We start from the raw sequence: 26,505 nt of genomic DNA, 5'->3' as shown, positions 1-26,505 counted from the left end.
GATCGAAGGGCAAGGGGTAGAGTGCCGCGTTCATCCAGGCTTCATGTTTACAAACGTAATCGATAAAACTACAGACGTAATCGAGAGCAGGAGGGCTCACGTGACGCAGTCCGAAAATGGCAAATCCCCCGATAATTCTAAACCTGAGCGGATCAGCGATGCTGAACATGCCGTGATGGAGGCATTGTGGGAAGGCGGCACGTTGAGCGCTGCTGACGTGTGCGACGCCGTGTGCGAGCCACGCGGATGGAGCCTCGCCACGGTCAAAACGTTGCTCTCGCGCTTGGTAGGTAAGAATGCCATCGCGGCGCAGCCAGACGGCCGCCGTTTTCTTTACAGCCCGCTGATCGCGCGGGTGGATTATGTCGGCGGCGAATCCCGCCGCCTGGTCGACCGCCTGTTTGGCGGCAGCGCGTCCTCTCTGTTCGCTCACCTGGCAGAACAAGAGGCGCTGAGCGAGGAAGATCTCGCTGATATTGAAGCTCTGCTCAAGGAGTTGAAATCATGATGGACTGGCTACTTGATACCCTATTATGGACCGCCGGATTGATCGCGCTGGTCCTGCTTATTCGACGCCCGGTGGCCCGCTGGTTCGGGCCGCAGATTGCCTATGCCTTGTGGGCGATCCCTGCTTTACGATTGCTGATGCCCCCGGTGGAGCTACCTGCGTGGCTCAACCCTGCGCCACAGGAGGCTGCACCCGCAGCGACCTTTGCGGAAGCTAGCCCGACCGAGGCGGTGTCCGGCGATTTTCTATTCACGATTGTCCAACCCCACGCTCCTGCTGCGACTCTGGGGCGGTTGGACGCGGCGCCCAGCTTGCTGATGCCGACAACCCCGATGCCGATCCTGGAGATTTGCATTTCGGTATGGCTGGTTGGCGCCGCCATTTTTCTCTGGTTGCGCTTTTCTGCCTACTTCCGCTTGCGGCGCGAGCTGTTGGAGGACGCGCGTGAAGTGGGTCGCTGTGGCCGCGTGCGCCTGCTTGAGTCATCAGGCGCCAGCGCGCCGCTCGCCTTTGGCGTGATCGATCCAGTTGTGGCGCTGCCGCAGGGTTTTATGGCGCAGGCCGATATCACCGCTCGCAATTTGGCGCTGGCGCATGAGCTGTCACACCATTCCGCGCGCGATTTGCTCGCCAATATGATTGTTCAACCCTTGTTCGCTTTGCACTGGTTTAACCCGCTTGGCCGTTATGGCTGGCTGGCGATGCGGCGCGATCAAGAGGCAGCCTGCGATGCCCGGGTGATGGCTGAAAAGGCCCCGGAAGAGCGCGCAGTCTACGCTAGTCTAATTACCACTTTCGCAGCAGGGCCCAAGTTTGCATTGGCCGCGCCTATGGCGTGTCCAGTGCTGGGTGAGAAGTCGATTATCCACCGTCTAAGGAGCCTGAAAATGTCCAATATGTCGTCGCGCCGCCGGATTGCTGGCCGCGCCCTGGTGGGGGCCGCCGTGCTCGCGCTGCCGCTGACCGCATCAATATCCTATGCGGAAGGCACAGTGCCTGCCGCACCGCCAGCTCCGGCTGCGCCGCTCGCGCTGGGTGCTCCATTGCCGCCAGCTCCTCCTGCACCGCCTGCTATGCTCCAAGCGGGGGCTATCGAAGCGATTGATCCAGGTGCGAGCCAGGAACAGCTTGATGCGATCGAAGAAGAGATCGAGCTGGAAGAAGAGCGTATTGAGGCAGAGGTTGAACGCGCTGAGGAACTGGCTGAACGGGTGGAAGAGCGCACCGAACGAGCCCGAGAACGCGCCCACGAACGTGCTGAACGCAGCCGGGAACGTGCACAGCGTAGTCAAAGCCGCAGCATCCAGATCCGCCGCAGTGTGGAATCGAATGGTCATCTCAGCGATGAAGAGGTCGAAGAGATCATGGTCGATGTCCGCCTCGGACTGGCTGAAGCCGACGCCGCTATTGCCGAAGCGCGCCGGGAGATCAAACTGGCCCGGATCGATATCGAAAATGCGAAGACCAAGGTGAAGATGAAGTGCCGCTCTGGCCAGAAAGAGCCAGCAGCGGTGGTTGAGCACGGCAATGGTCATCAAACGGTGTACCTGTGCCAGGCCAAAGTTATGGCAAAGGCACTTGAGGGCCTGCGGGAAGCGCGCAAGGCTCTGGCAGATAACAGCGAGATCCAAGGCAATCTGCGCAGCCAATTGCTCGACACCTTGGATGAGCAAATTCGCGATTGGGAACGCACCAACGCGAGCTGATCGGCTCTGCCAACACTGGGTTAGAGGCTCAGAGCAAATTTGAAACAATCGGACGGCGGGCGTTTAATTTGGACGTCCGCCGTTTCCTGTCAATCGGTTCATATCAAATTCAGTTCATCGCGCTCATTGCACGTTTCATCGCTTGATAGGAGGGCGAGATATGGCGAAAGAACGATCCCCAGGACTGAAGTTACTCTTCGCAGCCATTATCGGCATGGCGCTGACCATACCATTATTGGCTGTCTACGCGCTGGTGTATGACCGGCAAGATCAAGCGCGCATTGCGCAAAACTCTATCACCGAGGGTTGGGCAGGTGCGCAAGTACTCGCAGGGCCAGTGTTGGTCGTGCCGTACAATCAGGAGCGCGTGACCAATGAAGAGGTGAACAACCGGACGGTTACACGCACCATCACCGTCCGAGAGCTGCTGTATATCTCTCCGGAGAAGCAGGACATCACAACCGCAATCAATCCTGAGGTGAAATCTCGCGGATCGATCCACAAATCGGTAATCTATGATGTCGTGCTGTCGGGGACGGCGGCCTTCGCTATGCCAAGTGACCTAGACCGGTTCGGGGTGGAACCAGAGCAATTGCTGTTGGATGAGGCGGAAATTCGTTTCCCGATCTCTGACCCGCGCGGCATTCAAACCGACGCTGAATTGAACGTTGGCGGTGAGGCTATTCCCCTGCGACCAGGTCTTGGCACGAACAGCGATGGCAGCGGCATGCACGCCTTCCTTGACTGGACCGGTAGCGAACCACTGAACGTCGAGTTCAATTACAAGCTGCGTGGCAGCAGCGCGATCAGCATGGTGCCGCAAGGCAAGGAAACCAATTGGATGGTCGAATCCGAATGGCCGCACCCAAGCTTCGCTGGCAGCTTCCTGCCAGGTGATGAGACGGTCAAGATCAGCGATGCTGGCTTTAAGGCCAGTTGGTCGATCTCGAACCTGGCGCTCGGACAAACTTTGGTGCGCAACAGCGAAGCACAGCTGCCGCAAATCAATGCCGGTGATCGCTTCTCCGCGTACTCAAACGACGGCAGCGACGTGAGCATTGCCACGATCCGCCTGGTTGAGCCGGTTGATCTTTACAGCCGCGTCAATCGCTCAGTGAAATATGGTTTCCTGTTCATCGGCTTTACGTTTCTGGCCTTTCTGATGTTCGACATCGTCGGCGGTGCACGTGTGGCAGCGGCGGAATATCTGCTCAGCGGGGCAGGACTTGTCCTGTTCTTCGTGATGCTGCTGGCCTTTTCCGAGATGCTCGGTTTCATGATCGCTTATCTGATCGCGAGCGCCGCAACCATCGGATTGCTGTCAGCTTACAGCGCGGCAATTCTGGGCAGCTGGAAACGGGCGAGAGTCATCGCGGCTCTGCTGGTTGCGCTTTACGCAGGCCTCTATGTGCTGCTGAACCTCGAAGAATGGTCTCTAGTGATTGGATCGGTGCTGCTGTTCTTCGCTCTGGCAGGCATGATGTATGCGACTCGTCGGATCGATTGGTCGTCAGCGGCCAAGTCTGATGAGCCGACGTCTGCCATCCCGGCGGAGGGCGCAGCGACTTAATCGCTCGCGCTTATACCCGCAGGTATTTCGGGGCTGGAACGGGTCAAACCGCTCCGGCCCCGAATTCTGTTGGAAACTATGCGATAAGGACGTCAGCCAAAGTCGAAATAGACATTGCAGACGTCGCTATCGGCGCTGTCGAGCCCGCGGCGCAGGGCCTCCATGCGTTGCTGACTGGTGCCGTGAGTGAAACCTTCAGGATTGATCCGTTGACCTGCATTGCGTTGTAAGGTGTCGTCCCCAATCGACGCGGCAGCGCGCATGCCTTCTTCCAGGTCGCCACGTTCAATCAATTGGCGATTCTTACCCGCCCAGACCCCGGCATAGCAATCGGCCTGCAATTCCATGCGGACCTGCAACTGGTTGCGATTGCGCGGGTTCTGCTGTTGGGCGCTGCGTACCTGCCCAGCGATACCGGTGAGGTTTTGGATATGATGTCCATATTCATGCGCGATCACATAAAGCCGTGCAAAGTCGCCGCCCGTGCCAGCCATACGGGCGAGCTGATCATAGAAGCTGGTGTCGATATAAATGCCCATGTCCGCCGGACAGTAAAACGGGCCAGAGGCGGAACTGGCGCTGCCGCAGCCGCTCGTGTTGACGCGTCCTGTCCGAAACAGGTCGAGAAACGGCTGCTCAAAAGGGATGCCTGACGCGGGCAAACTCTGGCTCCCATGTCTCATTCAAGGATGTGAGCGCTGCGCATGCTTCGGTTGCATATTGGCTACTGGAGCAGATTTCCTGCTCACTTCTTTGTCCCTGTTGCACCTGTGGCTGCGGGCCTTGCTGCTGCACGCCTTCGACGACGCCTAGCATTTGACCGGGATCGATACCAAACACCAGTGCAGCAATCGCGACGATCACAATCGTGCCGCAACCCATTCCGCCAGCCCGGCCGCCCGGCATTCTGCGCCCGCCGCCATTGCTGGAGCGGACCTTGATCTTGGATGTGTCGAACGGGTTGAGTCGCATTGTGTTTTCCCTCCCTGGTCCGGGCTGTGCGATCCCGCACGGCCTAGACTGCGTTTCGCACATTGCTGCGCTGCCCGCCTGCATAAATGCTGGACAGGGCCGCCTGCAATGGCAAAAGCCTGATGGGAAACGAAACTGCAGGAGTTACCGATGTTCCTCAAGGGCAAACGCGCGCTTATCACGGGATCAACCTCCGGGATTGGTTTGTCCGTGGCCCGCGCGCTTCATGCAGAGGGTGCAGACGTGATCCTCAATGGCTTTGGCGACGAGGCAGAGATTGCGGCGCTGCGTGAGGAAATAGGCGCGGATTACAGCGGCGCAAACCTGCTCGATAGCGGTGCGATCGAAGCCATGATGGCTGAGGTCGGTACGGTTGATATTCTGGTCAACAATGCCGGGATGCAGCACGTTGCGCCGGTCGATGAATTTCCGCCGGAGAAATGGGATCAGGTGATCGGGCTAAACCTCACTGCACCGTTTCACACAACGCGGCTTGCCGTGCCGGGCATGAGGGAGCGCGGTTGGGGCCGGATTATCAACACCGCGAGTGCGCATTCACTCACTGCGTCTCCGTTCAAGAGCGCGTATAACGCCAGCAAGCATGGGATTGCTGGATTCACGAAGACAATCGCGCTGGAGCTGGCGCAAACCGGGGTGACGGCCAACTGCATCAGCCCAGGCTATGTTTGGACGCCTCTGATCGAGGGGCAGATCCCGGATACGATGAAGGCGCGCGGTCTCACTCGAGACGAGGTGATAAACGACGTCCTGCTGGCGAAACAACCAACGAAGAAATTCGTGCAGCCAGCAGAGATTGGCGCGCTTGCGGTCTTCCTTTGCCGCGAAGAAGCAGGCAATGTGACCGGAGCCAATTGGAGCATAGACGGAGGCTGGACTGCCGAGTGAGTAACGCAGGGGCGCAAACAGGGGCGAGGTTAGCAGGCCTTGCAAGAGCATGTGTGATTGCCGTCCTCGGGCTGGTGGTCAGCGCCTGTGTAGGCTCGCCCGTTGCGAGCGTTTCGAAGGCGGAGCGGGCGCAAATCGCCGCCAGCATGTCGCGTGATATCAATATCCTTGCCAGCGACACATATGGCGGACGCAAGCCGGGCACTGATGGACAGGATCTAACTGTCAATTACATCATTGATCGGTTTCAGAGTGTGGGTTTGGAATCCGGCACCAATGATCCGGGCAATCCATGGCGTGCGCCGGTTCGCCTGATCAGTACTCAGCCGAGCGAAAGCTCCGTCACGTTGAGCTTTGGTGCCCGAGACGTAGAGCTGCCCGCGGAGGTCGCCGCCGCCTACACAACCCGCCAATTGGCCTTGGTGGAGGGTGCGGATGTGGTCTTCGTTGGCCGCGAGGCGACGCGCGTTTCACCCGAGCGAGTGGCCGGTAAAGTGGTGTTGATGCTGGACGAGGACGGCGTCAGCGATGCGCGCCGCGAGATCCTGTTCGGCAAGGGGCCGGTCGCAATCATCACGGTGATGCAAGATACCAAATCGATCGCGGATCAGCGTTTTATAAGCGAGCGTGAACGTTTCATCCTGGCGAGTCGTGAAGGCCAGGAATTGCGCGCCTTCATCACCAATTCTGTGATGCTTGGCATGCTGGGTGAGGATCGCTGGGACGAGCTGCTGCAGGCTTCTGATGAAGATGAATTCGAAGCGATTGACCTGACCATGGCGGCCACAATCGAGGCCAAGTCAAGGCGGCGCGAGTTCAATTCGTTCAATGTCATCGGCCGATTGCCCGGCGTGCAACCCGCCGAGGGTGCTGTGCTGCTGCTGGCGCATTGGGACCATCTGGGCACCTGCGGGACGGAGAGCGATCAAGACAAAATCTGCAATGGCGCGATTGACAATGCCAGCGGAATTGCGCTGATCATTGAGCTTGCTCGGCGGCTTAAAGAGGCCGGCCCGCATGACCGCGATATCTATGTAATGGCAACCACGGCCGAAGAGGCAGGCTTGCTCGGCATCCGCGCATTCACCGAAAAGCCCTCCATTCCGCTCGACAGCATTGTTGCGGCCTTCAATTTCGACACCGTCGCGCTAGCACCACAGGGAAGCCCAGTTGGCTTTATCGGGGAAGGGCGCACTGTACTCGATGAGGTTGTGATGGATGTGCTGAATGACGCGCGCCGAAAGCTAGGCAACCGTGAAACTGCCGAGAGCTTTATCCAGCGCCAGGACGCCTGGGTCCTGCTGCAAGAGAACGTACCAGCACTCGTGCTGTCCACGACCTTTGGCTCGGAAATCACGCTTGGGCCATACCTGGAGGCCGATTACCACCGCGTGTCGGACGATATCGATAAAATTGAACTCGGCGGGGCAATTGACGACCTGCTGTTGCATGAAGAATTGGTCAAAAGACTGGCTGATACCGAGGTTTATCCAACGCCTTAACCAACAAGCTGAGGATTAAGAGCGCTTTTCGCACCTGCACACCCTAGCGGATCGGGTGAAGTGCGGTTACATGGGCCGCCACATCAATCATGCTCTGACTTAGAAAGTGGCACTTATGGACATCCCTCTTGGCCTTACATTCGACGACGTATTGCTACGTCCGGCCGAAAGCGATGTGCTGCCCTCGATGGCGAACACGCAAACCCAATTGACGCGCGGCATTGCGCTCAACATTCCCATCCTGTCCGCCGCGATGGACACCGTGACAGAGGCGGACATGGCGATTGCCATGGCGCAAATGGGCGGGATCGGTGTGCTGCACCGCAATCTGGAATTGCCCGATCAATGCGCCGCCGTTCGCGCGGTCAAACGCTATGAAAGCGGCATGGTCGTCAATCCGATCACTATCGGCCCAGATGCGACGCTTGGCGATGCGCAGGCCCTGATGGATGCGAACAAGATCAGCGGTATTCCGGTGACCGATACGGCGGGCAAGCTGGTTGGCATCGTTACCAATCGCGATGTGCGCTTTGCGGAAAACCCCGCTCAGCCTGTGCGCGAGCTGATGACGACAGAGAATTTGGCCACCGTCCCGCTTGGCACTGGCCAGGAAGATGCGCGCCGCCTGCTCCATGCGCGCCGAATCGAAAAACTGTTGGTGGTCGATGATGACTATCGATGCATTGGGTTGATCACGGTCAAAGACATTGAAAAAGCCGTCAATTACCCGGACGCAACCAAGGATGAGGCCGGGCGCCTGCGTGTGGCGGCGGCAAGTACAGTTGGCGATAAAGGGTTTGAACGCACCAAGGCACTGATCGAAGCTGAGGTCGATGTGGTGATCATCGACACGGCACATGGGCATAACAAGGACGTGGCCCGCGCGGTTGAGCGCGCCAAGGCGCTGTCCAGCACGGTTCAAGTTGTCGCTGGAAATGTCGCCACAGCTGAGGCGACTCGCGCGCTGATCGATGCGGGCGCGGATGCGGTGAAGGTCGGCATTGGGCCGGGATCAATCTGCACCACGCGCGTTGTAGCCGGGGTTGGCGTTCCTCAGCTTTCTGCGATCATGGACAGCGCGGCAGAAGCGGCGAAATCCGGCGTGCCAGTGATTGCTGATGGCGGCCTGCGGACCAGCGGCGATGCAGCCAAAGCGCTGGCGGCGGGCGCGTCCGCAGTCATGGTTGGCTCTATGCTGGCTGGCACCGCGGAAAGCCCCGGCGAGGTGTTCCTTTACCAGGGCCGCAGCTACAAATCATACCGCGGCATGGGCTCTGTCGGCGCGATGGCGCGCGGCAGTGCAGATCGTTACTTCCAGCAAGACGTCTCTGCGATGAAGCTGGTGCCGGAGGGGATCGAAGGCCAAGTGCCGTTCAAAGGCCCTGCGGCGGATGTGGTCCACCAATTGGTTGGCGGCATCAAAGCCGCCATGGGCTACACTGGTTCTGCTACCATTCCTGACCTGCGTGAGCGCGGCAAGTTCGTCCGCATTACCAACGCTGGCCTTTCTGAAAGCCACGTTCACGATGTGGCGATTACTCGCGAAGCCCCCAATTATCCAACGCGCTAGGATCATATGATGGAATTGTTTGTGCCGGTTATGCTGTTCTTTGTTGGATGGCATCCAAATCAACCGGGTGAGACGGATATCCAGCGCCTAGAATTCCTGTTCGCCTCAGCGACGGAATGCGAAGAAGCTGGTGCCAAAATGGCGAAGGAAATGACGCAGGCGGCGAACGGCAAAAGCGGCGTACGCTACGAGCATCGCTGCATGAGTGCGCCAGCCCTAACGGAATATGAATCCGTCTGGCAGAACCACTTAAAGTCAAGGAAATGAGGCCCGCAGCGCGCGTTCAAGCAGCCATTGAACTGCTTGATACGATCATCGATTGCGCCCGGCGTAAGGCCGCTCCGGCAGACCGTTTAATCTCGGAATATTTCAAGGCGCGGCGCTATGCTGGGTCGAAAGATCGGCGCGCCATTCGCGAGCTGGTTTACCGAGCAATACGGTTGTGCGGGCCGGTGCCCAAGAATGGGCGAGCGGCGATGCTTGCCCTGGGCCAGGAAGACCCCGCGATCCTCGAATTGTTTGATAGTTCCGATCATGGACCTGCAAAGATCCGAGATGGCGAAAAATTCGCCAAGGTCGGTGTCGCGCCGGGATGGCTGATCGAATTGCTCTCGCAAAGCGGGATTACCGGCGAGGCCGCCGAAGCCTTGCTCGGCCGCGCACCGCTCGACATTCGGGTGAACTCGCTGAAGGCCGATCGTGTGACGATTGAACTCCCTGAACCGAGCGAGAAGTTGGCTTCAGAACAAGGCCTTCGTTTTCCCTTCGGTACTCAGGTGGAGCAATGGCAGGCGTACCGCGATGGCAAGATCGAGGTGCAAGACCACGGCAGCCAGCTGGTGTGCGAAGCATTGACGGCGAAACCCGGTGACACGGTAATTGATCTGTGCGCAGGGGCCGGGGGCAAGACGCTGGCTCTGGCGGCAAAGCTGGGCAATGCAGCCTCTCTTATCGCATCGGATACCGACAAACGCAGGCTTGGCAATCTGGCCCCGCGCGCGGCCCGCACAGGCGCAGAGGTAGACCACATCGTTTTGCTCGATCCGGGCAAGGAAATGGAGGCCTTGGCCCAGTGGGCCGCAAAGGCGGATCACGTGCTGGTCGACGCGCCTTGCTCTGGCAGCGGCACTTGGCGGCGCAATCCGGAAAGCAGATGGCGCTTAGACGAGGCCGAACTTACCCGGCTGAACGAGCTTCAGGATCATGTGCTCGACGTGGGGGCACAGTTGGTTCGTCCGGGCGGCTCAATGGTGTTCGTCACCTGCTCGCTTTTGGATGCAGAGGGCCCGCACCGGATCAAGGCCTTTCTAGAACGGCATGAGGGATGGACAGCGAAGGCACCAGACTTGGCGCTGGGTACGCCGCGCGGCGAGGGTTGGCGGCTTGATCCGTTCCAGCATGGCACGGACGGATTTTTTGTCGCAAATCTGGAATTTGCGTGTTAGCTCATGCGCTATGGCTGAGCCTCAAACTTCCAGCTTAGCTTCCCTTAAGGAGACGCTTATGCGCTTTGCGCCCGCCGCCGCTGCACTATCGCTCGTACTCACCATCTCGGCGAGCGTCACCAGCGCGCAGGATTATAAACCTGATGCGCGCGCTGCCGCGCTTGTGGCGCAGGGCCAGGCATCGCTTAAGGCTGAGGATCCGCAGGCCGCGATTGATGCCTTTGAGGCCGCATTGGCGGTTGATCCGGGCTATGTCGGGGTGTTTCTAGAGCTGGCAAGTGTGGCCCGGTTTGAAGGACTGCAAGGCAAGGCGATCCGTTATTACCGCGAAGCCTTGGTGCGTGATCCCGGCAATTTTGCGGCCATGTCGGGCGAGGGTGAGGCTCTGGTAGAGAAGGGCGCGCTGGAGAAGGCGAAGCTCAACCTGGCGCAACTGCGCAGCCTGTGCGGGGCGAACTGCCCAGAGACGTTGGCTTTGCAAAGCAGCATCGCGACCGGCGCTCAGGCGCGGCTTGCGGCAGAAACCGCGGCTGCTGAGGGCGGCGTCGCGCAAAACTGAGGCTCACTGCGCTAAATCAGCGGCGCAAACTCTTCAACCAATGCCGCGTAAACATCGCGTTTGAAGGACACGATCAGCTCCGGCAGTTGCGCAGGCTCGATCCATTTGTAGGATTCGAATTCCGCCGGTTCGTGCACGTTTAGGTTGATGTCCGCCTCAGTCCCCAAAAACCGGCCGAGGAACCAATGCTGTTCCTGCCCGCGATATTTGCCCTTCCACACCTTACCCAGCAATTCAGGCGGCAAATCATAGAGATGTGTGGTGGCCGAGCGTTTGATCACCTCGACCAAATGCGCGCCAATGCCGGTTTCCTCCTCCAGCTCGCGCAGAGCGGCCTGTTCCTCATCCTCGCCCTTGTCGATCCCGCCTTGCGGCATCTGCCAGGCGCCAAGCGTCTTGGGATCGCGGTTGGCATCAATGCGCTGCCCAACAAAGATTTGACCATCGGCGTTGACCAGCATGAAACCAGCGCAGGGACGATAGGGCAGATTGCTCATGCAGTGGCTCCCGCGAGCATGTGTTTCATAGCGGCGATGATGCGTTCCAGATCGGCCTGAGCGCTGGGCACGGCGCCGCGTAGATTGGTGAAGGAATGTGTTACGCCTTTCACCTCGATCAGCATGTGGTCTGCGCCTGCCTGAGAGAGCGCAGCGCCGTAATCCCGGCCGGAATCGCGGATTGGATCCAGGCTGGCGGTGACCAGTACCGTTGGCGGAGCTGCGCTGTGGTCGCCTAAAACTGGGAAGGCGCGCGGGTCACCGCGATTGGGCTGATACTGCGCATCGAAGAATTCAATAGCCGCCTTGGTGAGTACATAGCCGTCTGCAAATTCATTAAGGCTGGCTGATCCCATGGCATCGCTGGCAAGTGGGAAGATCGGCACTTGCAAGGCAACCGGAATATTGGCGGGGTTTGCCGCCAATTGCTGCCCCATGACAATCGCGGTAGTTGCCGCTTAGCGCTGTCACCAATTGTGATGATGCCATTGGCTGGGCGGCCTAGTTCTGATGGCCCCGATGCGACCCAACGCGTCGCCGCCTCGCAATCCTCAATCGCGGCGGGGAAGGGGGCCTCTGGCGCGAGACGATAATCCACCGCCACCACCGGCAAATCCATTAGATATGCGATTTCGGTGCAAAGGTTTTGGTGCGTGTCGAGATCGCCGATCACATAGCCGCCGCCGTGATAGAACATGATCACTGGGCCAGCTTCTCGCGTCTTACGTGTATCATACAGGCGCAGGCCTATCTCGCCCGCTGGGCCGGGACAGTTGAGGTCACGGATCACCGCCAGGTCACGCGCAGGCCTATCCGCCATGGTGTGCAGCGCGCCATAGCCTGCCCGCGCTTCTTCCAGCGTCATATCGGTGATGGCTGGGCCGTTTGCGGCCGCCAATGCATCCAAGAATGCCTTCATATCTGGACGGATAAAGGGTGCTGCTGCGCTCATATTGATACCTCGTTCCAAACTTTGTTTGATCCTGCGTTAGTCTCCTCTACGCGGCTTTTCCACTTGGATTAAAGGACTTGCGGAGATACGCCCTCGCACATGGACAATCTCACACACAGCCTGGTCGGCGCTTTGCTGGGTCAGGCGGGGCTTAAGAAGAAAACCGGCCTGGCAATGCCTGGCGCTGATCATTGGGGCGAATTTGCCCGATGTTGATGCGGCGTGTTTCTTCTGGCTGGATGGGCAGGAGCATCTCGGATTTCGGCGCGGGATCACGCATGGGCCGCCAGCATTGGTGCTGTTGCCGCTGATATTGGCGGGGCTGCTGTGGGGGTTTGACCGGTGGCAGGCAAAACGTGGCAAACGGCCTGAGGGTAGACGCCCGGTCAGTTTCAAATGGCTTTTCCTGCTTAGCTTTATCGGCTGCCTGACGCATCCCGCGCTCGATTGGCTGAATGTATATGGCATCCGCCTGCTTGAGCCGTTCTCCTCGCAGTGGTTCTACGGCGATACTTTGTTCATCATCGATGTGTGGCTGTGGGGGCTGATGGGCTTTGCGACGTGGTTTTCATTGCGGCGCGAGAAGAAGGGCGGGGATTGGATCAATCCCGCGCGCGTCGCGATAGCAGTATCGCTGGCGTATATCGGGCTGAATGGGGCGATTACCGAATATAAAGATGATCGGACGAAGAGTAGCGAGCCGTACGGAAAACAGGTTGTTATTAGTCCGGTGCCTTTGGCCTTTTGGGAGCGTGAGCGGATTGTCCAGCTTTATGACAACCATTGGGTATCCAGTGAGTGGCAAGGTCAAGAGCTAGGATATGGCTTTTATAAGCCTGCGGCACCGCAGTGCATTTTTCCTGATCTAACGAAAAAACGGACAGAAAATTCGGAGCTTCACGCTTTCATGTTTTGGTCACGGGCACCTTTCGCCGAGCGTGCCGAAGATGGTTCTGTGCTCCTGCGCGACGCACGTTTCTATGACCCGCTATCACGTGATCGCTTCACCATCGCGTTACCCAATGTGAAATGCGAACCTTTGTCCGTCTCGTCACCCTGAATTCGGTTCAGGGTCTATCCCCCGCACAGATTATATCTTTGCGAATGAGATGGATGCTGAAACAAGTTCAGCATGACGGCGTTGGATCATTTAAGGAAGCCGTTCGTGGTGAGCTTGTCGAACCACGTGCATCAGGAACCACGTCCTTCGACAGACTCAGGACGAACGGAGCATTTGAGTGACCAAACCACAAATCGTCTGGCTGAGGCGCGATCTTCGTATGGCCGACAACCCGGCTCTGTACGCAGCGGCGCAGCAAGGTCCCGTCATCGCGTTCTATGTGCTTGATGATGAATGCGCGAAGGGCCACGCCTATGGCGGGGCATCACGCTGGTGGTTGCACCATTCGTTGGAGAGTCTGTCAAAGTCGCTTGGCCAGCATAATGCGCGGCTCATCCTGAGGCGCGGCGATGCGGTGGAGGAGTTGACCAAGCTGGCGCACGAAACCAGCGCTGAGGCCATCCATGCCAATCGCCATTACGAGCCGTGGTGGCGCAAGGCGCAGGGCGCTCTGGCGGAGAAGCTCGACCTAAAGCTGTATGATGGCAACTATCTGACGCCGCCCGGCTCGGTCACGACCGGCTCTGGCACGCAGTACAAAATCTACACCCCGTTTTCCAAAGCGAGCCTGGCGCAGTTCCCGCCGCGCGATGTTCTGCCAGAGCCAGAGACACTGTCTTCGCCCGACAAATGGCCCGCCAGTGATGCGTTGGAGGATTGGCAGTTACTACCCACCAAGCCCGATTGGGCAGGCGGTATGCGCGCATTCTGGGAAGTGGGCGAGGCGGCCGCGCATGAACGGCTCGCCTGGTGGGAGAACCACGTCGAGGACTACGATGAGGCTCGCAATCTTCCCTCGGTTGAGAAAACATCGCAGCTGTCCCCGCATTTGCACTTTGGCGAGATTTCTCCGGTGCAGATATGGCATATGCTGACGCATAGCCGCTCCGATGGATGGCGGACATATGAGAAGGAGCTGATCTGGCGCGATTATGCGCAAAACGCGATCGCTCAGTTTCCCGCCTATGCGAGCACAAATTACCGCGAGGATTATGACAAGCTAAACTGGCGCGACCCCCATTCCGACAAGGCCGCCGCGTGCGATTTGAAGGCCTGGCAGGAGGGCAAGACAGGCTATCCCATCGTCGATGCAGGCATGCGGCAGTTGTATCAGACCGGGTGGATGCACAACCGCGTGCGGATGATCACGGCAAGCTTCCTGATCAAGCACCTGCTGATCGATTGGCGCGAGGGCGAAAAGTGGTTCTGGGATACGCTGGTCGATGCCGATTACGCCTCCAACGCGACCAATTGGCAATGGACCGCAGGAACAGGTGTTGATTCCAATATGTTCGTGCGGATTATGGCCCCGCTCAGCCAGTCGGAGAAGTTCGACAGCGCGGCCTATATTCGTGAATATGTGCCAGAGCTGGCGGACCTGAGCGAGCCGTACATTCACGATCCCGAAGAGCATGGCTGCCTGCCCAAAGCGTACCCAGCGAAAGTCATCGGTCACAAGGAAGCGCGTGAGCGAGCGCTGTCGGCGTACAAGGCGATGAAGGGCGAATAGCGAAACGCGCAGTGCCATTCGCCCCTTGTCCTTAGCGGTGTCATCCTATTAAGGTTGCCGTTCGAAACCAATTTGAGAGCAGGGCGCAGATGATGATCACCAAGACACTACTCAGCGGGATTGCCGCACTTGCAATTGCAGGATGTTCGGCGAGCTACAGCGGACCTGTGGAAACCACTGCCGCGGCAGAGCCAGTGCAATTGGTCACTCCGCCAGCACGTGATCCATCAGAACTGCAGGTGCTGTTTTGGGATGATGAAACCCGTTCGGCGCGTTTTCGCGAGATGGAAAGCTGGTTTGCGGGTCATGAAGTTCCTGCCTCTGCCAATCCGCGCGAGCTGCCCAATGGAGCGCCGCTGCCACCTGCACTTCAGGCTGAAATTATTGAACTGATGACGCAATCGGGCGCTTCTGGCGTGATGGTCATCAAGAATGGGACAACCCGCTTTGAAAGCTACAGCCTTCGCCTGGGAGCAGAGGACCGCTGGACCAGCTTTTCCGTCGCGAAGAGCTTCACCTCTACCCTGCTCGGTGCAGCAATCGCCGATGGTTTTATCGGCAGCTTGGATGATCCGATCACCCAATACGTGCCGGAATTGGCTGGTTCTTCCTACGACGGCGTAACAGTCAAGCAGCTCGCCACAATGACAAGCGGCGTAGCCTGGAATGAGAATTACACCGATCCGACTAGTGATGTGGCGCAGCTCAATCGTTTCGTTGTCGAGTTTGGGCCGAATGCGATCGTAGAACAAATGAAGCAATTGGGCCGAGCAGCACCAGCGGGTGAGAAATGGAATTACAGCACAGGCGAGACCAACCTGATTGGAATGGTTGTCGAGAACGCTATCGGCCTGCCCCTCGCTGAATATGCGCAAACTAAGATCGTTGAGCCCGCTGGCTTTGAAGGCGGATTGTTTTGGATGACCGATCCACGCGGCGGCAATGTAGGCGGGTGTTGCCTGTCACTGCGTCTGCGCGATTATGCCAGGATGGGCTTGTTCGCCCTAGAAGGAGGGGGTGAGGGTATTGTGCCCGATGGCTGGTTTGCCGCTGCTTAGCGCAGCCCAGGTCGATTTCCAAAATGGTGGCTTTGGCTATGGCTACCAATGGTGGACCTATCCCGGCGGTAATTATGGCGCTCGGGGCATCTTTGGCCAATCCATTACAATCGTGCCATCAGAGCAATTGGTGTTGGCAGTGGTCAGCAATTGGCCAACCGCAACCAGCAGCGAATACCGCGTCAAATGGGGCGGCATCGCAGCGAAGATCGCCGCGATTGATTGAGCGTCAAATGCGAAGAATCAACGGCGGTAAGCGCCGGTTTCGCTGTAGCGTTGCAGGATGTTGTCATGCACGATCGGGCTAAGCAGTTCATTGAACGCGCAGCCAACGACGCAGTTTTCCCACCATACGACTTCACATTGTAGCGATTCGAGGCCAGGCAGGGTCAACCAGCACAATTGGCCTTCGTGCATGCGATTGATCGACGCGGCTGAAAAGCCGGAGATCGACAGATCGTGGACAACGGATTGAAACGCACGGCCACCCGACGCCCGCAAAGTTGCCGGTATCGTTAGCTTTGTGCGCGGTGAGCAGCGGTCTTCTTGCGCTGCCAATGTGTAACGGTCGTGTTCGGTCTGCATAGGATGCGTACCCTTATTTCCAATCAGCTTGTGGTCTCTTGCCGGTCGGTCTTGGGGCGCAAATTCGGCCCCTAACGTTAAGGGCGAGTTGTCAAACATGGTTACCAGATATTTACCAGACGAGCGACGCAGCCAGGATGCGCATACGAAATGCGCCGCGCGAGGCGCGCTTATCAAACGAATTGAAATGGTTGTGGGTGCTTGCCCGGGCGCTGAGGACTAATCGACGCGTTCGCGATGACCGGTCTCAAAGCCTTCAATGAGTAGTGCTGTGATCCGTTCAGCGACCACTGCGGGCTCTTTGACCGTCTCTGGATTCTCTCCCGGATAGGCGCGTGCACGCATTTCAGTGCGAGTCGCGCCGGGATCAAGGATGGCCACGCGGGTATTGCCGAGTTTCTCTACCTCTGCGCCGTAGCTGAGGATCAAATTGTCGAAAGCTGCCTTGGTCGAGCCGTAAGCGCCCCAGAATGGTCGAGGGGCCGCGCCAACGCTGCTGGTGAGGCCGATGATGCGGCCCGCCTTGGATTTCTTCAGTAGGTGATCAAACGAGGCGAGCAATGCCTGCGTCGCGACAACATTGGTCACCAGCGCTTTGTTGTAAAGCTTGGGATCGATCTGGGTGACCGGTGACAACTCCGGCAAATAGGCCGCTGAAATGATGAGATAGTCTAGCACATCCCAACGCCCGCCAATAGCACCGGCGAGACGAGTGACGGCGTCAGATTCGGTCAAATCAACCGGGGCGATCGTCGAAGTCCCACCGACCGCATGGATCCTGTCTTCGATCGCCTCGAGCGCCTTTACATCGCGCGCGACCAGAATCACATGCGCACCCGCAGCAGCCAGTGCTTGCGCTGTGGCCGCGCCAATACCTCGGCTAGCGCCCGTAATAAGCGCGGTTTTACCGCTTAGCGGCTTGTCCTGTGTCATGTGATTTACGCCGCTTTGTGATCGCTAAATGGCAGTTGGGCTGGCTCATGCTCGCCCATATCAAGGTCGGTGAGCGTCGTTGGATAGTCACCGGTGAAACACGCATCGCAGAATTGCGGGCAGGCTTTGTCGCGCCCCTTGGCCCCAACCGCGCGGTACAGTCCGTCAATCGAGATGAACGCAAGGCTGTCTGCCTGAATAAAGTCGCGCATCGGCTCCAGCTCCATCCGGGCTGCGAGCAATTTGGAGCGCTCCGGGGTGTCGACCCCGTAAAAACAGCTGTGTGCCGTCGGCGGGCTGGCTACGCGGAAATGCACTTCGCTCGCCCCGGCTTCGCGCATCATCTCAACAATGCGAAGGCTGGTGGTGCCGCGTACAATCGAATCGTCGATCAGCACGATCTTTTTGCCCTCGACCAGGCCGCGATTGGCGTTGTGTTTCCGCTTAACGCTCGCATGGCGGGCTGTGTCGGATGGCTGAATGAAAGTTCGCCCAACATAGTGGGAGCGGATAATTCCAAGCTCAAACGGCAGACCTGATGCCTGAGCATAGCCGATGGCTGCGGGAACGCCGCTGTCGGGCACCGGGATGACCAGATCGACATCGCAAGGCGATTCTTTGGCGAGTTCGGCACCAATGGCCTTGCGCGCTTCATAGACGCTGTGCCCGGCAAAATAGCTGTCCGGACGGCTGAAATAGACATGCTCAAAGATGCAGGGGCGCGGTTTGTGATCGCCAAATGGGCGGATAGGCTTGATCTCTCCAGAGAAATCAACCTGGATCATCTCGCCCGGTTCAACCTCTCGGATCATCTCTGCGCCGACCACGTCAAAGGCCACGCTTTCGCTGGCAAAAACGACCGCATCGCCCATTTTGCCCATCACGAGCGGACGAATACCCAGTGGATCACGGCAGGCAATCATACCCTCTGGCGTCATCACGATCAGCGCATAGGCCCCTTCAACCAGACGCAGAGCGTCAATCAAGCGGTCTGCCACTGTGGGATAACGCGAGGTCGCCACCAAATGGATGATCACCTCAGTGTCAGAGGTCGATTGGAAGATCGATCCGCGACCAACCAAATCCTTGCGCAGCGCCTGAGCGTTGGAAATATTGCCGTTATGCGCCACCGCAAAGCCGCCGCTGGCGAGTTCTGCATAGAGCGGCTGAACATTGCGCAGACCCGCACCGCCAGTGGTGGAATAGCGTACGTGACCCGCCGCCATGCCGCCTGGAAGCTCGTCAATCGCCTCTTGCGAGGAGAAATTCTCCGCAACCTGCCCTTGGCCACGGCGTGAGAAGAAGGTTTCGCCATCAAAGCTGGTTATGCCAACGGCCTCTTGCCCGCGGTGTTGTAGGGCGTGAAGGCCCAGAGCCGTAGCCGCCGCAGCGTCGGACGAATTGATCGCCCCGAAGATACCGCACTCCTCGCGCAGAGTGTCACCATCTTCATCATGAAAGGGGTGCGTGAAATTCATCGCTGATCCTGCCTAAAGCGCCGCTGCTGGATGCGGGCCTCAATGACGATGTTACAACTCAATTACAAGCGATAAGGCAGGGCGTTCACCGGGGTTTTTCACACAAGCGCGTGGCCGCCATACATTGCGCCGCCGGAAGAGCGCGCTTACAGCCTGCGTTAAGCCTCAATTGATCAGAGCTTTAATCACTTTGTTTCTAACGCCTTTTGAATGGATGATCGCCAAACGCTACCTCTTGCCGGGCAAGGGGGAGGCCTTCATTGCGCTCGTCGCCGGTATATCGGTGGGCGTGGTGATGCTCAGCGTCGCCATGCTGGTTGTCGTAATGAGCGTGATGAACGGGTTTCGCGCGGAATTGCTGGACAAAATCACCGGGCTTAATGGCCATGCGATTGTGCAGGCCTATAATGATGATCTGGGCGATTGGCAGGGCGTGCTGGACGATGTGCGTGCCACTCCCGGCGTGGTCGATGCATCGCCGCTGATTGAAAAGCCACTGATGGCCTCGCTCAATGGCCGGGTAAACCTGATCTTTGTGCGCGGTAATACGGCCGAGGATATAGAAGGGCTTGCGGACACAGTTGTTCAGGGGAACATTGCCGATTTGGTCCCCGGCGAACGGCGGATCGCGATTGGCTCGCGCCTGGCGCAGAATATCGGTGCGCGCGTCGGTGACAGCCTGACGATCATCAATCCGCAAGGGCGCACGACGCCTTTCGGAACCTCAATCCGACAAGTGGATTACGAGGTCGTCACGATCTTCGAAGCGGGCATTTACGACTATGATGAAACCTTCGTGATCATGCCGATCGTGAATGCTCAACAATTGCTGTTGATGGGCGATAAAATCGGTATGATTGAAGTGACGGTGGAGGACCCAGATAAAGTCGGGTCCATACTGGCTCCGGTTCAGGAAAAACTCGCCGGGCGCGCGGTTGTGTCGGATTGGCAGACGATCAACTCGGCCCTTTTTGAAGCGTTACAGGTCGAACGTGTTGCGATGTTCTTTGCACTTAGTTTCATGGTTCTCGTGGCCGCCTTTAACATTCTTTCTAGCCTTGTGATGCTGGTCCGCGCGAAAACGCGCGATATTGCGATCATGCGCACGATGGGGGCAACCCGCCGCAGTCTGCTGAAGATATTCGTCACAACCGGCTCCACGGTTGGAGTGATCGGTACCGCCGCCGGCTTAGTGCTTGGTTTCATCATCCTCTATTTCCGCGGGCCGATTGTGACCTTCATCGCATGGTCCACCGGGCAGCAGATATGGGACCCTGAGGTGCGCTTCCTCTCGGCCCTGCCATCGCGCACAGACCCATGGGAAGTCGCGGGCATTGTCGCCTTGGCGCTCATCCTGAGTTTCCTCGCGACGCTTTATCCTGCTCTCAAGGCCTCCAGCACGGACCCGGTACAGGTGTTGCGTTATGAGTAATCTGACTGCAGCGCCAATTGCCTCGCTCAAGGGGCTCAAACGCAGCTTCACCCAGGGTGAGCAAACGATAGAGGTTTTGCGCGGCGTTGACCTCGACATTATGCCAGGCGAGATTGTCGCATTGCTTGGTCCTTCTGGCTCGGGTAAATCGACGATGCTGCAAGCGGTTGGCTTGCTTGAAGGCGGGTTTGAGGGTTCAATCGCAATCGCGGGAACCGAGGCAAGCAAATTGCCAACGGACAAACGCACGGCTTTGCGGCGCGATCACCTTGGGTTTGTCTATCAATTCCACCACTTGCTGCCCGATTTTGATGCGCGCGAGAATGTCGTGATGCCGCAAATGATCTCTGGCGAGGAACGTGGAGCGGCTGAAGCACGCGCTGACAGCCTGCTGACCTCACTCGGGCTGGAGCACCGCCTGACACATAGGCCCAGCCAGCTTTCTGGCGGAGAACAGCAGCGCGTTGCAGTCGCGCGGGCGCTCGCCAACCAACCAACATTGGTGCTGGCTGACGAACCGACCGGAAACTTGGACGAGACCACCTCTGACCGTGTATTGGGACAGTTCCTTGAGCTGGTGCGCGGCGAAGGCAGTGCGGCTCTGGTCGCGACGCATAATGAACGTTTGGCCGCCCGTATGGACCGGGTGGTGCGCTTGCATGATGGGGTGCTGGAATAGTGACATCTGGCGACGTCAGGCTGGCTTCTGTCGAAGCCCTATGTCCCAAGCCAAATCGTCAAGTCACACGATAGTGGAAAGGAACTCGATATGCTGATGAATATTTCGAGCGCTTTGCTGTTGGTTTTGCAGGCGTCTGGCGCTGATGCTATTCAACAGCCAGCCACACCTGCGGCCCCGCCGCCTAATTGCCAGACAGAAAAGCACGCTGGCTTCGATTTCTGGCTCGGGGAATGGGATGTTTACAGCGCCTCGGACCTTGAAACGAAGGTCGCCAACAGCCGTATTGAACGAAAGCACAATGGCTGCGCGGTGCTTGAAAACTGGATGCCCCTTTCCGGCGCGGGTGGGACAAGCCTGAACCATTACGACGCTGCTGCCGGGCAATGGAAACAGAAATGGGTCGGCAGCGCACCGATTGCGGTCGAGTTTACCGGCGGTGTTGCGGATGGCGCGATGGTTCTGGTGGGTAATTGGCCATCGCCGACTGTCCCGCATTTGCTGATCCGCATGACCTTCACGCCGAAGGAAGATGGCAGCGTGCGTCAACACGGGGAAGCTTCACCCGATCACGGACTTACGTGGCAAACCAGCTTTGATTTTCTATATCGGCCGAAACCCAACACCGCTGACCAGGATGAACTATGACCACTATCGCCGATTTTAAGGTGACCACCAATCGCGGAGAGGAATTGGACCTTGCCGATAAGAAGGGGCAAGTGTTGCTGGTGGTCAATACGGCCAGCAAATGTGGCTTTACCCCGCAATATGATGGGCTTGAGGCGGTCTTTCAAGGATACAAAGACAAGGGCTTTGAAGTGCTTGGTTTTCCCTGCAATCAGTTTGGCGCGCAGGAGCCCGGTAGTGCCGAGGAAATTCAGGAATTTTGTAAGCTCAACTTTGGAGTCACTTTCCCGCTGATGGAGAAGGTCGATGTCAATGGTTCGGACGCTTCACCGTTGTTCGACTGGATGAAAAAAGAGGCACGCGGGGTCATGGGCACGACGGCAATCAAGTGGAACTTCACCAAGTTCCTGATCGATCGTGAGGGTAATGTTGTGAAGCGTTATGGCTCTTCCGATAAACCAGAGGCGATAGCGAAAGACATCGAAAAGCTACTGTAAGGCTGCCTATTTCCAGAACCATCGCAGCGGCTTCGTCGACTCGCGCACCACTAGGCCTTTGGCCTCCAGATCAAGCTGGACGGTCTTAGCCCACCATCCGCAAGTCTTGCCTTGAGGGAAAAGTTCGTCACTCAAATGCGGTTTGACTGCCTTTCGGGTTTCGTCCTGGGTCAGGCCTGGCGATGATCGTGGCAGCGCTTGCTCAAAGGCCTGGCGCATATCCTGATATTTCGCCGCATTGACGCGCGATGTGCGCCCAGGAGTGTTGACGTTCTCAATCTCGATTTTGTCGCTCATTTTCACCTCCTGCGCTCGATATTAGCTTGCCCCCAGCTTTTCCCCAAGCGGGCGGCCTTTGTCACTTGAATGCGCGGGCCAGCATCGTAGCGTAGCAAGCATGGCTTTCGCTCCGTTTATCCCGCTTCGCGTTCTATCATCTTACTCCATGCTGGAGGGGGCGATTGATCCAAAAGGGATTGCAAAACTCGCCAAGGAACGCGGCTTTCCCGCAATCGCCATCTGCGACCGCAACGGCCTCTATGGTGCAGTGATGTTCGCCTCGGCCTGCAAGGCTGAGGGTGTGCAGCCGATCATCGGGACATTGCTGGGTGTTGCAAGGCCGAGCAATGATGAGCGTGAACGCACAATTGTGGATTACCTGCCGCTGTTTGCTCAGGACGAGGCGGGCTATGACAATCTGTGCCATCTTGTTTCAAAGGCGCACCTTGATCGCCCGCTGGAGCTGGATCCGCATGTCGGCATAGAAGAGCTCGAAGGTCGCACCGATGGCTTGATCGCCCTGACTGGCGCAGGCGAGGGCGCTCTCACCCGATTGCTAGCGGAAGAGCAGATCGAGGCAGCACATACGCTGTGCGATACTTGGCAGCGCTTGTTCCCGGAACGGCTCTATGTGGAGCTGGCACGCAATGGTGATGACGCGGCGGCGAAGGCGGAGGAGGCTCTTATCGAGCTGGCCTATGCCCGCGACCTGCCGCTGGTTGCGACAAACCCGTCCAACTTTGCCGATCCGCACATGCACAAGGCGCATGATGCGATGCTGTGTATTGCCAATTCGACTTATATCGAGAACGAGGATCGCCCGACCTCCAATGCGCAGGCCTTTGTCAAATCCGCGCCGATGATGGACGAGCTATTCGCCGACATACCAGAGGCGATGACGAACACACTCGTAGTGGCTCAACGCTGCGCCTTTGCCCCGCCGTATCGCGACCCGATCCTGCCCAGCCTCGCTGGCGATTTGGAGGGTGAGGCGAAAATGTTGGCGGAGGAATCGCGCGCAGGGTTGGTGGACCGCTTGAAGCCTTACTACCCGGAAGCCGTCCGTGCTGAGCTTGTCGAAGCATTGCATTTCTCTTCGGCAAGATTGCTTAGAGAAGAAGTGCAGTCCTTCGATAAGCTCAGGACGAACGGAATTTGGGAGGATGTGCTCGAATACAAAGAGCGCCTCGACTACGAGATCGACATAATCGTCAAAATGGGCTTTCCCGGCTACTTCCTGATCGTTGCCGACTTTATCAAATGGGCCAAAGACAATGGCATTCCGGTGGGTCCGGGGCGCGGCTCAGGCGCAGGGTCGATTGTGGCCTGGGCGCTGACCATCACCGATCTTGATCCGATCCAATTGGGTCTGCTGTTTGAACGCTTCCTCAATCCAGAACGCGTATCCATGCCGGACTTCGATATCGACTTCTGCGAAACCCGGCGGGGCGAGGTGATCCGCTATGTTCAGCAGAAATATGGCGATGATCACGTCGCCCAGATCATCACCTTTGGTAAGCTGAAGGCACGCGCGGTCCTGCGCGACTGCGGACGGATTTTGCAGATGAGCTATGGCCAGGTCGACCGCCTCTGCAAGATGGTGCCAAACCATCCGACCGATCCGTGGACATTGCCGCGCGCGCTTAATGGAGCGGCCGATTTCAAGGCGGAGTACACCAATGATAATGAGGTAAAGCGCCTGGTTGATCTGGCGATGCAGTTGGAGGGGTTGCCGCGTAATTCCTCCACTCACGCGGCGGGTGTGGTGATTGGTGATCGGCCATTGGCGCAGTTGGTGCCGCTGTACCGTGATCCGCGTTCTGACATGCCAGTGACGCAGTTCGACATGAAGCATGTTGAAAGCTCTGGCCTCGTCAAATTCGATTTCCTAGGGCTCAAGACCCTGTCGGTGCTGCGCAAGGCCGTCGACCTGCTGGAGCTGCGCGGGATCACCATCGATCTTGGCGAACTGCCGCTTGATGACTCTGCGGTCTATGATCTCATGCAGGATGGTAACACAGTCGGTGTGTTCCAACTGGAATCGGAAGGCATGCGGCGCACGCTGAAAGCGGTGAAGCCGAGCAATTTCGGCGACATTATCGCACTCGTCTCGCTCTATCGCCCAGGCCCGATGGATAACATCCCGCTGTTTGGTCAGCGCAAGGCGGGCGAAGTCGCGATTGAATATCCGCACGAGAAATTGGAGGGCATTCTCGCCGAAACCTACGGCATTTTTGTCTATCAAGAACAAGTTATGCAGGCCGCGCAGATCCTGGCCGGATATTCACTCGGTGACGCGGATTTGCTGCGCCGGGCGATGGGTAAGAAGGTCCAGGCCGAGATGGACGCACAGCGCCAGCGCTTCGTTGACGGGTGCAAGACCTGCTCTGACATCGAAGCCAAACAGGCCAACGAATTGTTCGACTTGATCGACAAGTTCGCAGGCTACGGCTTCAACAAATCGCATGCGGCGGCCTATGCGTTGCTCGCCTATCAAACCGCATGGCTGAAGGCGCATTACCCAGAGGAATTCTACGCCGCCTCGATGTGTTTCGACCTGCATCAGTCGGAAAAGCTGTCGATCTTTGTCGATGATGCACGGCGCTATCCCACCGGTGATGAGGGTGGGATCACGGTTCTACCGCCAGACATCAACCATTCTGAGGCGCGCTTTACAGTAGAGCAGAACGACAATGGGTACGGCGTGCGCTATGCGCTGGCTAAGCATCCGCAATGTCGGTGAGAAGGCGATGGATGCGATTGTCGCGGAGCGCCAAGCGAGCGGGCCGTTTGAGAGCCTGCAAGACCTGTTCGACCGTCTGCCTCAGGGCAGCATGAACCGCCGCCAGCTGGAAGGTCTGGTCGGGGCAGGCGCGCTTGATTGCCTGGAGTCCAACCGCGCGGCGATCTTCGCCAATGCAGACATGTTGCTGGCGATTGCGGACGCGGCAGAGCGCGAGCGATCGAGTGGACAAGTGGCTCTGTTTGGCGGTGAGAATGCACCGCAAGAGGAACTACGCCTTAAAATGACCGAGGAATGGTCTCGCACAGAGCAAATGGCGAAAGAGCGCGAGAATTTCGGATTCTACTTTGCCGCCCATCCGGTGCAGCAATACCGCGAAGTTGCCTCGGCCAATGGCGCGCGAACGTATCAAAGTCTGATGGAGGCTGGTGCTCCACCCGGTGGGCGCGGAACCGCCGTCATCGCAGCGATGGTGGAGGGTATGAACAAGGCCCGGACCAAACGCGGCGGCGAATTTGTGCGCGCGGATTTCTCCGATTCGAGTAGTCAATTTTCGGCCGCCTGCTTTGAAGAAAGCCTAGTGCCAGAATTTGAGAAATGGGCGGCAGAGGGCGCGTGCCTGCTACTATCCGTTGAGCTCGATCTGCCCAATCCCGGTGAACCACCGCGGCTGACGGTGCGCGGGGCGAAGCCTCTCGCCAGCGTGAGCGGACGCACTCCGATGATGATGCGCGCCGATGTGACCCGGGCTGAGGCGCTGAGCGAGCTGAAACTGTCGCTCACTACAGGTGAAGAGGCACCCGGAGAGGTTCTTGTGCGATTGATCCTGGCTGACGGGCAGGAGGCGCATATGCGCCTTGGACGCGGCTTCATTCTCGACGGTGATTTGGCCGAGCGGGTCGCCGATATCGAAGGGATTGAGAACGTTGAGTTGCAACCGCTGCGAGGCCGCGCGAACCTAAAGCTCGTCGCTTAGGTCGTCTTTCGGCGGCTCATTTGCTTCTACAGGTCGCTCAAACACGGCGGTAAAACGTGCTACAATTAGCAGGATCGTTGGCACCATCATGGTGTTCCAAACGTCTTTCCAATGCGCCTCTGGAATGGGCTGACGTCCATGAGCTTGACTGGTTTGCGCATCCCACAGTTCGCCGAGCAGAGTGATCGCCAGCACCAGCGCCCACGGCTTTAAGCTCGCCGCTCGCCACCTCAGCAGCAGGCAGGAGCCAAGATAGACGGCAAGCGCCACATAAATGTGCAGCGCATCCTTCGCTAGGCTGGTGTTTTCAACCAGCCATAATTTTAACTGTGTGAACGTCTCTATCACTTGCGCGCCCCGGACTGATCGCTAGTCTCTATGAGCAAAGCCATGAACGGCAA

At 58.0% G+C, this 26,505-nt stretch carries 24 protein-coding genes and 4 pseudogenes; 18 read left to right on the top strand and 10 right to left on the bottom strand.

The genetic code is table 11. The features are described from left to right. Positions 1–100 precede the first annotated feature (100 nt). The 3 genes from AC0V6Z_RS12660 to creD all read left to right on the top strand — a co-directional run bounded on the left by AC0V6Z_RS12660 (position 101) and on the right by creD (position 3,784). Entirely contained in the window at positions 101–508 is a 408-nt protein-coding gene (locus tag AC0V6Z_RS12660) for a BlaI/MecI/CopY family transcriptional regulator (protein WP_472638810.1), read from the top strand. Then, entirely contained in the window at positions 505–2,214 is a 1,710-nt protein-coding gene (locus AC0V6Z_RS12655) for a M56 family metallopeptidase (RefSeq protein ID WP_472638809.1), read from the top strand. The genes AC0V6Z_RS12660 and AC0V6Z_RS12655 overlap by 4 nt, the downstream gene beginning before the upstream one ends. A gap of 160 nt (positions 2,215–2,374) precedes the next feature. Next, positions 2,375–3,784: a cell envelope integrity protein CreD gene (creD, locus tag AC0V6Z_RS12650; RefSeq protein ID WP_472638808.1), complete on the top strand. Its 1,410-nt coding sequence runs from the start codon at positions 2,375–2,377 to the stop codon at positions 3,782–3,784. 92 nt (positions 3,785–3,876) lie between these two features. Here creD and ypfJ read toward each other — a convergent pair. Beyond that, a pseudogene (gene ypfJ / locus AC0V6Z_RS12645) lies at positions 3,877–4,756 on the bottom strand (KPN_02809 family neutral zinc metallopeptidase). Between the two features lie 150 nt (positions 4,757–4,906). Between ypfJ and AC0V6Z_RS12640 the strand changes: the two are divergent. From AC0V6Z_RS12640 to AC0V6Z_RS12615, 6 genes are all read left to right on the top strand, one after another. Further along, positions 4,907–5,662: a 3-hydroxybutyrate dehydrogenase gene (locus AC0V6Z_RS12640; RefSeq protein WP_472638807.1), complete on the top strand. Its 756-nt coding sequence runs from the start codon at positions 4,907–4,909 to the stop codon at positions 5,660–5,662. Positions 5,663–5,715: 53 nt separating this feature from the next. Beyond that, positions 5,716–7,164 carry a M20/M25/M40 family metallo-hydrolase gene (locus AC0V6Z_RS12635; RefSeq protein ID WP_472638806.1) on the top strand — a complete coding sequence of 483 codons (1,449 nt, stop codon included), beginning with the start codon at positions 5,716–5,718 and terminating at the stop codon, positions 7,162–7,164. A gap of 115 nt (positions 7,165–7,279) precedes the next feature. Next, the gene (guaB, locus tag AC0V6Z_RS12630; protein WP_472638805.1) at positions 7,280–8,734 is read left to right on the top strand and encodes an IMP dehydrogenase; all 1,455 of its coding nucleotides are present in this window, start codon (positions 7,280–7,282) and stop codon (positions 8,732–8,734) included. A gap of 6 nt (positions 8,735–8,740) precedes the next feature. After that, on the top strand, positions 8,741–9,001 hold the full coding sequence (locus AC0V6Z_RS12625; protein ID WP_472638804.1) for a hypothetical protein: 261 nt from the start codon (positions 8,741–8,743) through the stop codon (positions 8,999–9,001). After that, positions 8,998–10,179 (top strand): RsmB/NOP family class I SAM-dependent RNA methyltransferase, encoded by a 1,182-nt coding sequence (locus tag AC0V6Z_RS12620; protein ID WP_472638803.1) that lies wholly within the window; start codon positions 8,998–9,000, stop codon positions 10,177–10,179. Before AC0V6Z_RS12625 ends, AC0V6Z_RS12620 begins: the two co-directional genes overlap by 4 nt. A 58-nt stretch (positions 10,180–10,237) precedes the next feature. Continuing rightward, complete coding sequence (locus tag AC0V6Z_RS12615; protein WP_472638802.1) at positions 10,238–10,738, top strand: tetratricopeptide repeat protein; 501 nt, start codon at positions 10,238–10,240, stop codon at positions 10,736–10,738. An 11-nt stretch (positions 10,739–10,749) separates the two neighbouring features. Here AC0V6Z_RS12615 and AC0V6Z_RS12610 read toward each other — a convergent pair whose 3' ends face one another. From AC0V6Z_RS12610 to AC0V6Z_RS12595, 4 genes and pseudogenes are all read right to left on the bottom strand, one after another. After that, positions 10,750–11,235 (bottom strand): RNA pyrophosphohydrolase, encoded by a 486-nt coding sequence (locus AC0V6Z_RS12610; RefSeq protein ID WP_472638801.1) that lies wholly within the window; start codon positions 11,233–11,235, stop codon positions 10,750–10,752. Continuing rightward, positions 11,232–11,360, bottom strand: a complete 129-nt coding sequence (locus tag AC0V6Z_RS12605; RefSeq protein ID WP_472640948.1) for a hypothetical protein — start codon at positions 11,358–11,360, stop codon at positions 11,232–11,234. Before AC0V6Z_RS12605 ends, AC0V6Z_RS12610 begins: the two co-directional genes overlap by 4 nt. Before the next feature lie 21 nt (positions 11,361–11,381). Beyond that, a pseudogene (locus AC0V6Z_RS12600) lies at positions 11,382–11,672 on the bottom strand (alpha/beta hydrolase fold domain-containing protein); the annotation flags it as partial. A gap of 83 nt (positions 11,673–11,755) precedes the next feature. Beyond that, positions 11,756–11,932, bottom strand: a pseudogene (locus AC0V6Z_RS12595) (alpha/beta hydrolase fold domain-containing protein); the annotation flags it as partial. 322 nt (positions 11,933–12,254) lie between these two features. Here AC0V6Z_RS12595 and AC0V6Z_RS12590 point away from each other — a divergent pair. From AC0V6Z_RS12590 to AC0V6Z_RS12575, 4 genes are all read left to right on the top strand, one after another. Next, entirely contained in the window at positions 12,255–13,247 is a 993-nt protein-coding gene (locus AC0V6Z_RS12590; RefSeq protein ID WP_472640915.1) for a metal-dependent hydrolase, read from the top strand. 178 nt (positions 13,248–13,425) lie between these two features. Further along, the gene (locus tag AC0V6Z_RS12585) at positions 13,426–14,817 is read left to right on the top strand and encodes a cryptochrome/photolyase family protein (protein ID WP_472638800.1); all 1,392 of its coding nucleotides are present in this window, start codon (positions 13,426–13,428) and stop codon (positions 14,815–14,817) included. Positions 14,818–14,909: 92 nt separating this feature from the next. Further along, on the top strand, positions 14,910–15,875 hold the full coding sequence (locus AC0V6Z_RS12580; RefSeq protein WP_486176488.1) for a serine hydrolase domain-containing protein: 966 nt from the start codon (positions 14,910–14,912) through the stop codon (positions 15,873–15,875). After that, positions 15,853–16,101, top strand: coding sequence for a serine hydrolase domain-containing protein (locus AC0V6Z_RS12575; protein WP_472638798.1), 249 nt, complete (start codon positions 15,853–15,855; stop codon positions 16,099–16,101). The genes AC0V6Z_RS12580 and AC0V6Z_RS12575 overlap by 23 nt, the downstream gene beginning before the upstream one ends. A 17-nt stretch (positions 16,102–16,118) precedes the next feature. On the opposite strand, the gene AC0V6Z_RS12570 is transcribed toward AC0V6Z_RS12575, so the two are convergent. From AC0V6Z_RS12570 to purF, 3 genes are all read right to left on the bottom strand, one after another. Continuing rightward, on the bottom strand, positions 16,119–16,460 hold the full coding sequence (locus AC0V6Z_RS12570) for a PilZ domain-containing protein (protein ID WP_472638797.1): 342 nt from the start codon (positions 16,458–16,460) through the stop codon (positions 16,119–16,121). Between the two features lie 219 nt (positions 16,461–16,679). Further along, on the bottom strand, positions 16,680–17,393 hold the full coding sequence (locus AC0V6Z_RS12565) for an SDR family NAD(P)-dependent oxidoreductase (protein WP_472638796.1): 714 nt from the start codon (positions 17,391–17,393) through the stop codon (positions 16,680–16,682). Positions 17,394–17,398: 5 nt separating this feature from the next. Further along, the gene (purF, locus tag AC0V6Z_RS12560) at positions 17,399–18,871 is read right to left on the bottom strand and encodes an amidophosphoribosyltransferase (RefSeq protein ID WP_472638795.1); all 1,473 of its coding nucleotides are present in this window, start codon (positions 18,869–18,871) and stop codon (positions 17,399–17,401) included. A gap of 190 nt (positions 18,872–19,061) precedes the next feature. Here purF and AC0V6Z_RS12555 point away from each other — a divergent pair, with 190 nt between their 5' ends. The 4 genes from AC0V6Z_RS12555 (at position 19,062) to AC0V6Z_RS12540 (ending at position 22,106) form a co-directional block, all read left to right on the top strand. Then, complete coding sequence (locus AC0V6Z_RS12555) at positions 19,062–20,303, top strand: lipoprotein-releasing ABC transporter permease subunit (RefSeq protein WP_472638794.1); 1,242 nt, start codon at positions 19,062–19,064, stop codon at positions 20,301–20,303. Beyond that, positions 20,296–20,982, top strand: coding sequence for an ABC transporter ATP-binding protein (locus tag AC0V6Z_RS12550; RefSeq protein ID WP_472638793.1), 687 nt, complete (start codon positions 20,296–20,298; stop codon positions 20,980–20,982). The genes AC0V6Z_RS12555 and AC0V6Z_RS12550 overlap by 8 nt, the downstream gene beginning before the upstream one ends. A gap of 96 nt (positions 20,983–21,078) precedes the next feature. Continuing rightward, entirely contained in the window at positions 21,079–21,630 is a 552-nt protein-coding gene (locus AC0V6Z_RS12545) for a hypothetical protein (RefSeq protein ID WP_472638792.1), read from the top strand. Continuing rightward, positions 21,627–22,106, top strand: coding sequence for a glutathione peroxidase (locus AC0V6Z_RS12540; protein ID WP_472638791.1), 480 nt, complete (start codon positions 21,627–21,629; stop codon positions 22,104–22,106). Before AC0V6Z_RS12545 ends, AC0V6Z_RS12540 begins: the two co-directional genes overlap by 4 nt. Before the next feature lie 6 nt (positions 22,107–22,112). Here the strand turns inward: AC0V6Z_RS12540 and AC0V6Z_RS12535 are convergent, their stop codons facing one another. Further along, positions 22,113–22,403 carry a DUF6958 family protein gene (locus AC0V6Z_RS12535; RefSeq protein WP_472638790.1) on the bottom strand — a complete coding sequence of 97 codons (291 nt, stop codon included), beginning with the start codon at positions 22,401–22,403 and terminating at the stop codon, positions 22,113–22,115. Between the two features lie 100 nt (positions 22,404–22,503). Between AC0V6Z_RS12535 and dnaE the strand changes: the two are divergent. After that, positions 22,504–26,104 (top strand): annotated as a pseudogene (gene dnaE, locus AC0V6Z_RS12530) (DNA polymerase III subunit alpha). Here dnaE and AC0V6Z_RS12525 read toward each other — a convergent pair. Then, complete coding sequence (locus tag AC0V6Z_RS12525; RefSeq protein ID WP_472638789.1) at positions 26,087–26,452, bottom strand: hypothetical protein; 366 nt, start codon at positions 26,450–26,452, stop codon at positions 26,087–26,089. The pseudogene dnaE and the gene AC0V6Z_RS12525 overlap by 18 nt on opposite strands. Between the last annotated feature and the right edge of the window lie 53 nt (positions 26,453–26,505).

The organism is Erythrobacter sp. SN6-5, assembly GCF_057364945.1.
Note: the sequence above shows the minus strand (reverse complement) of the source record. Positions and strands in the feature narration are given on the sequence as shown.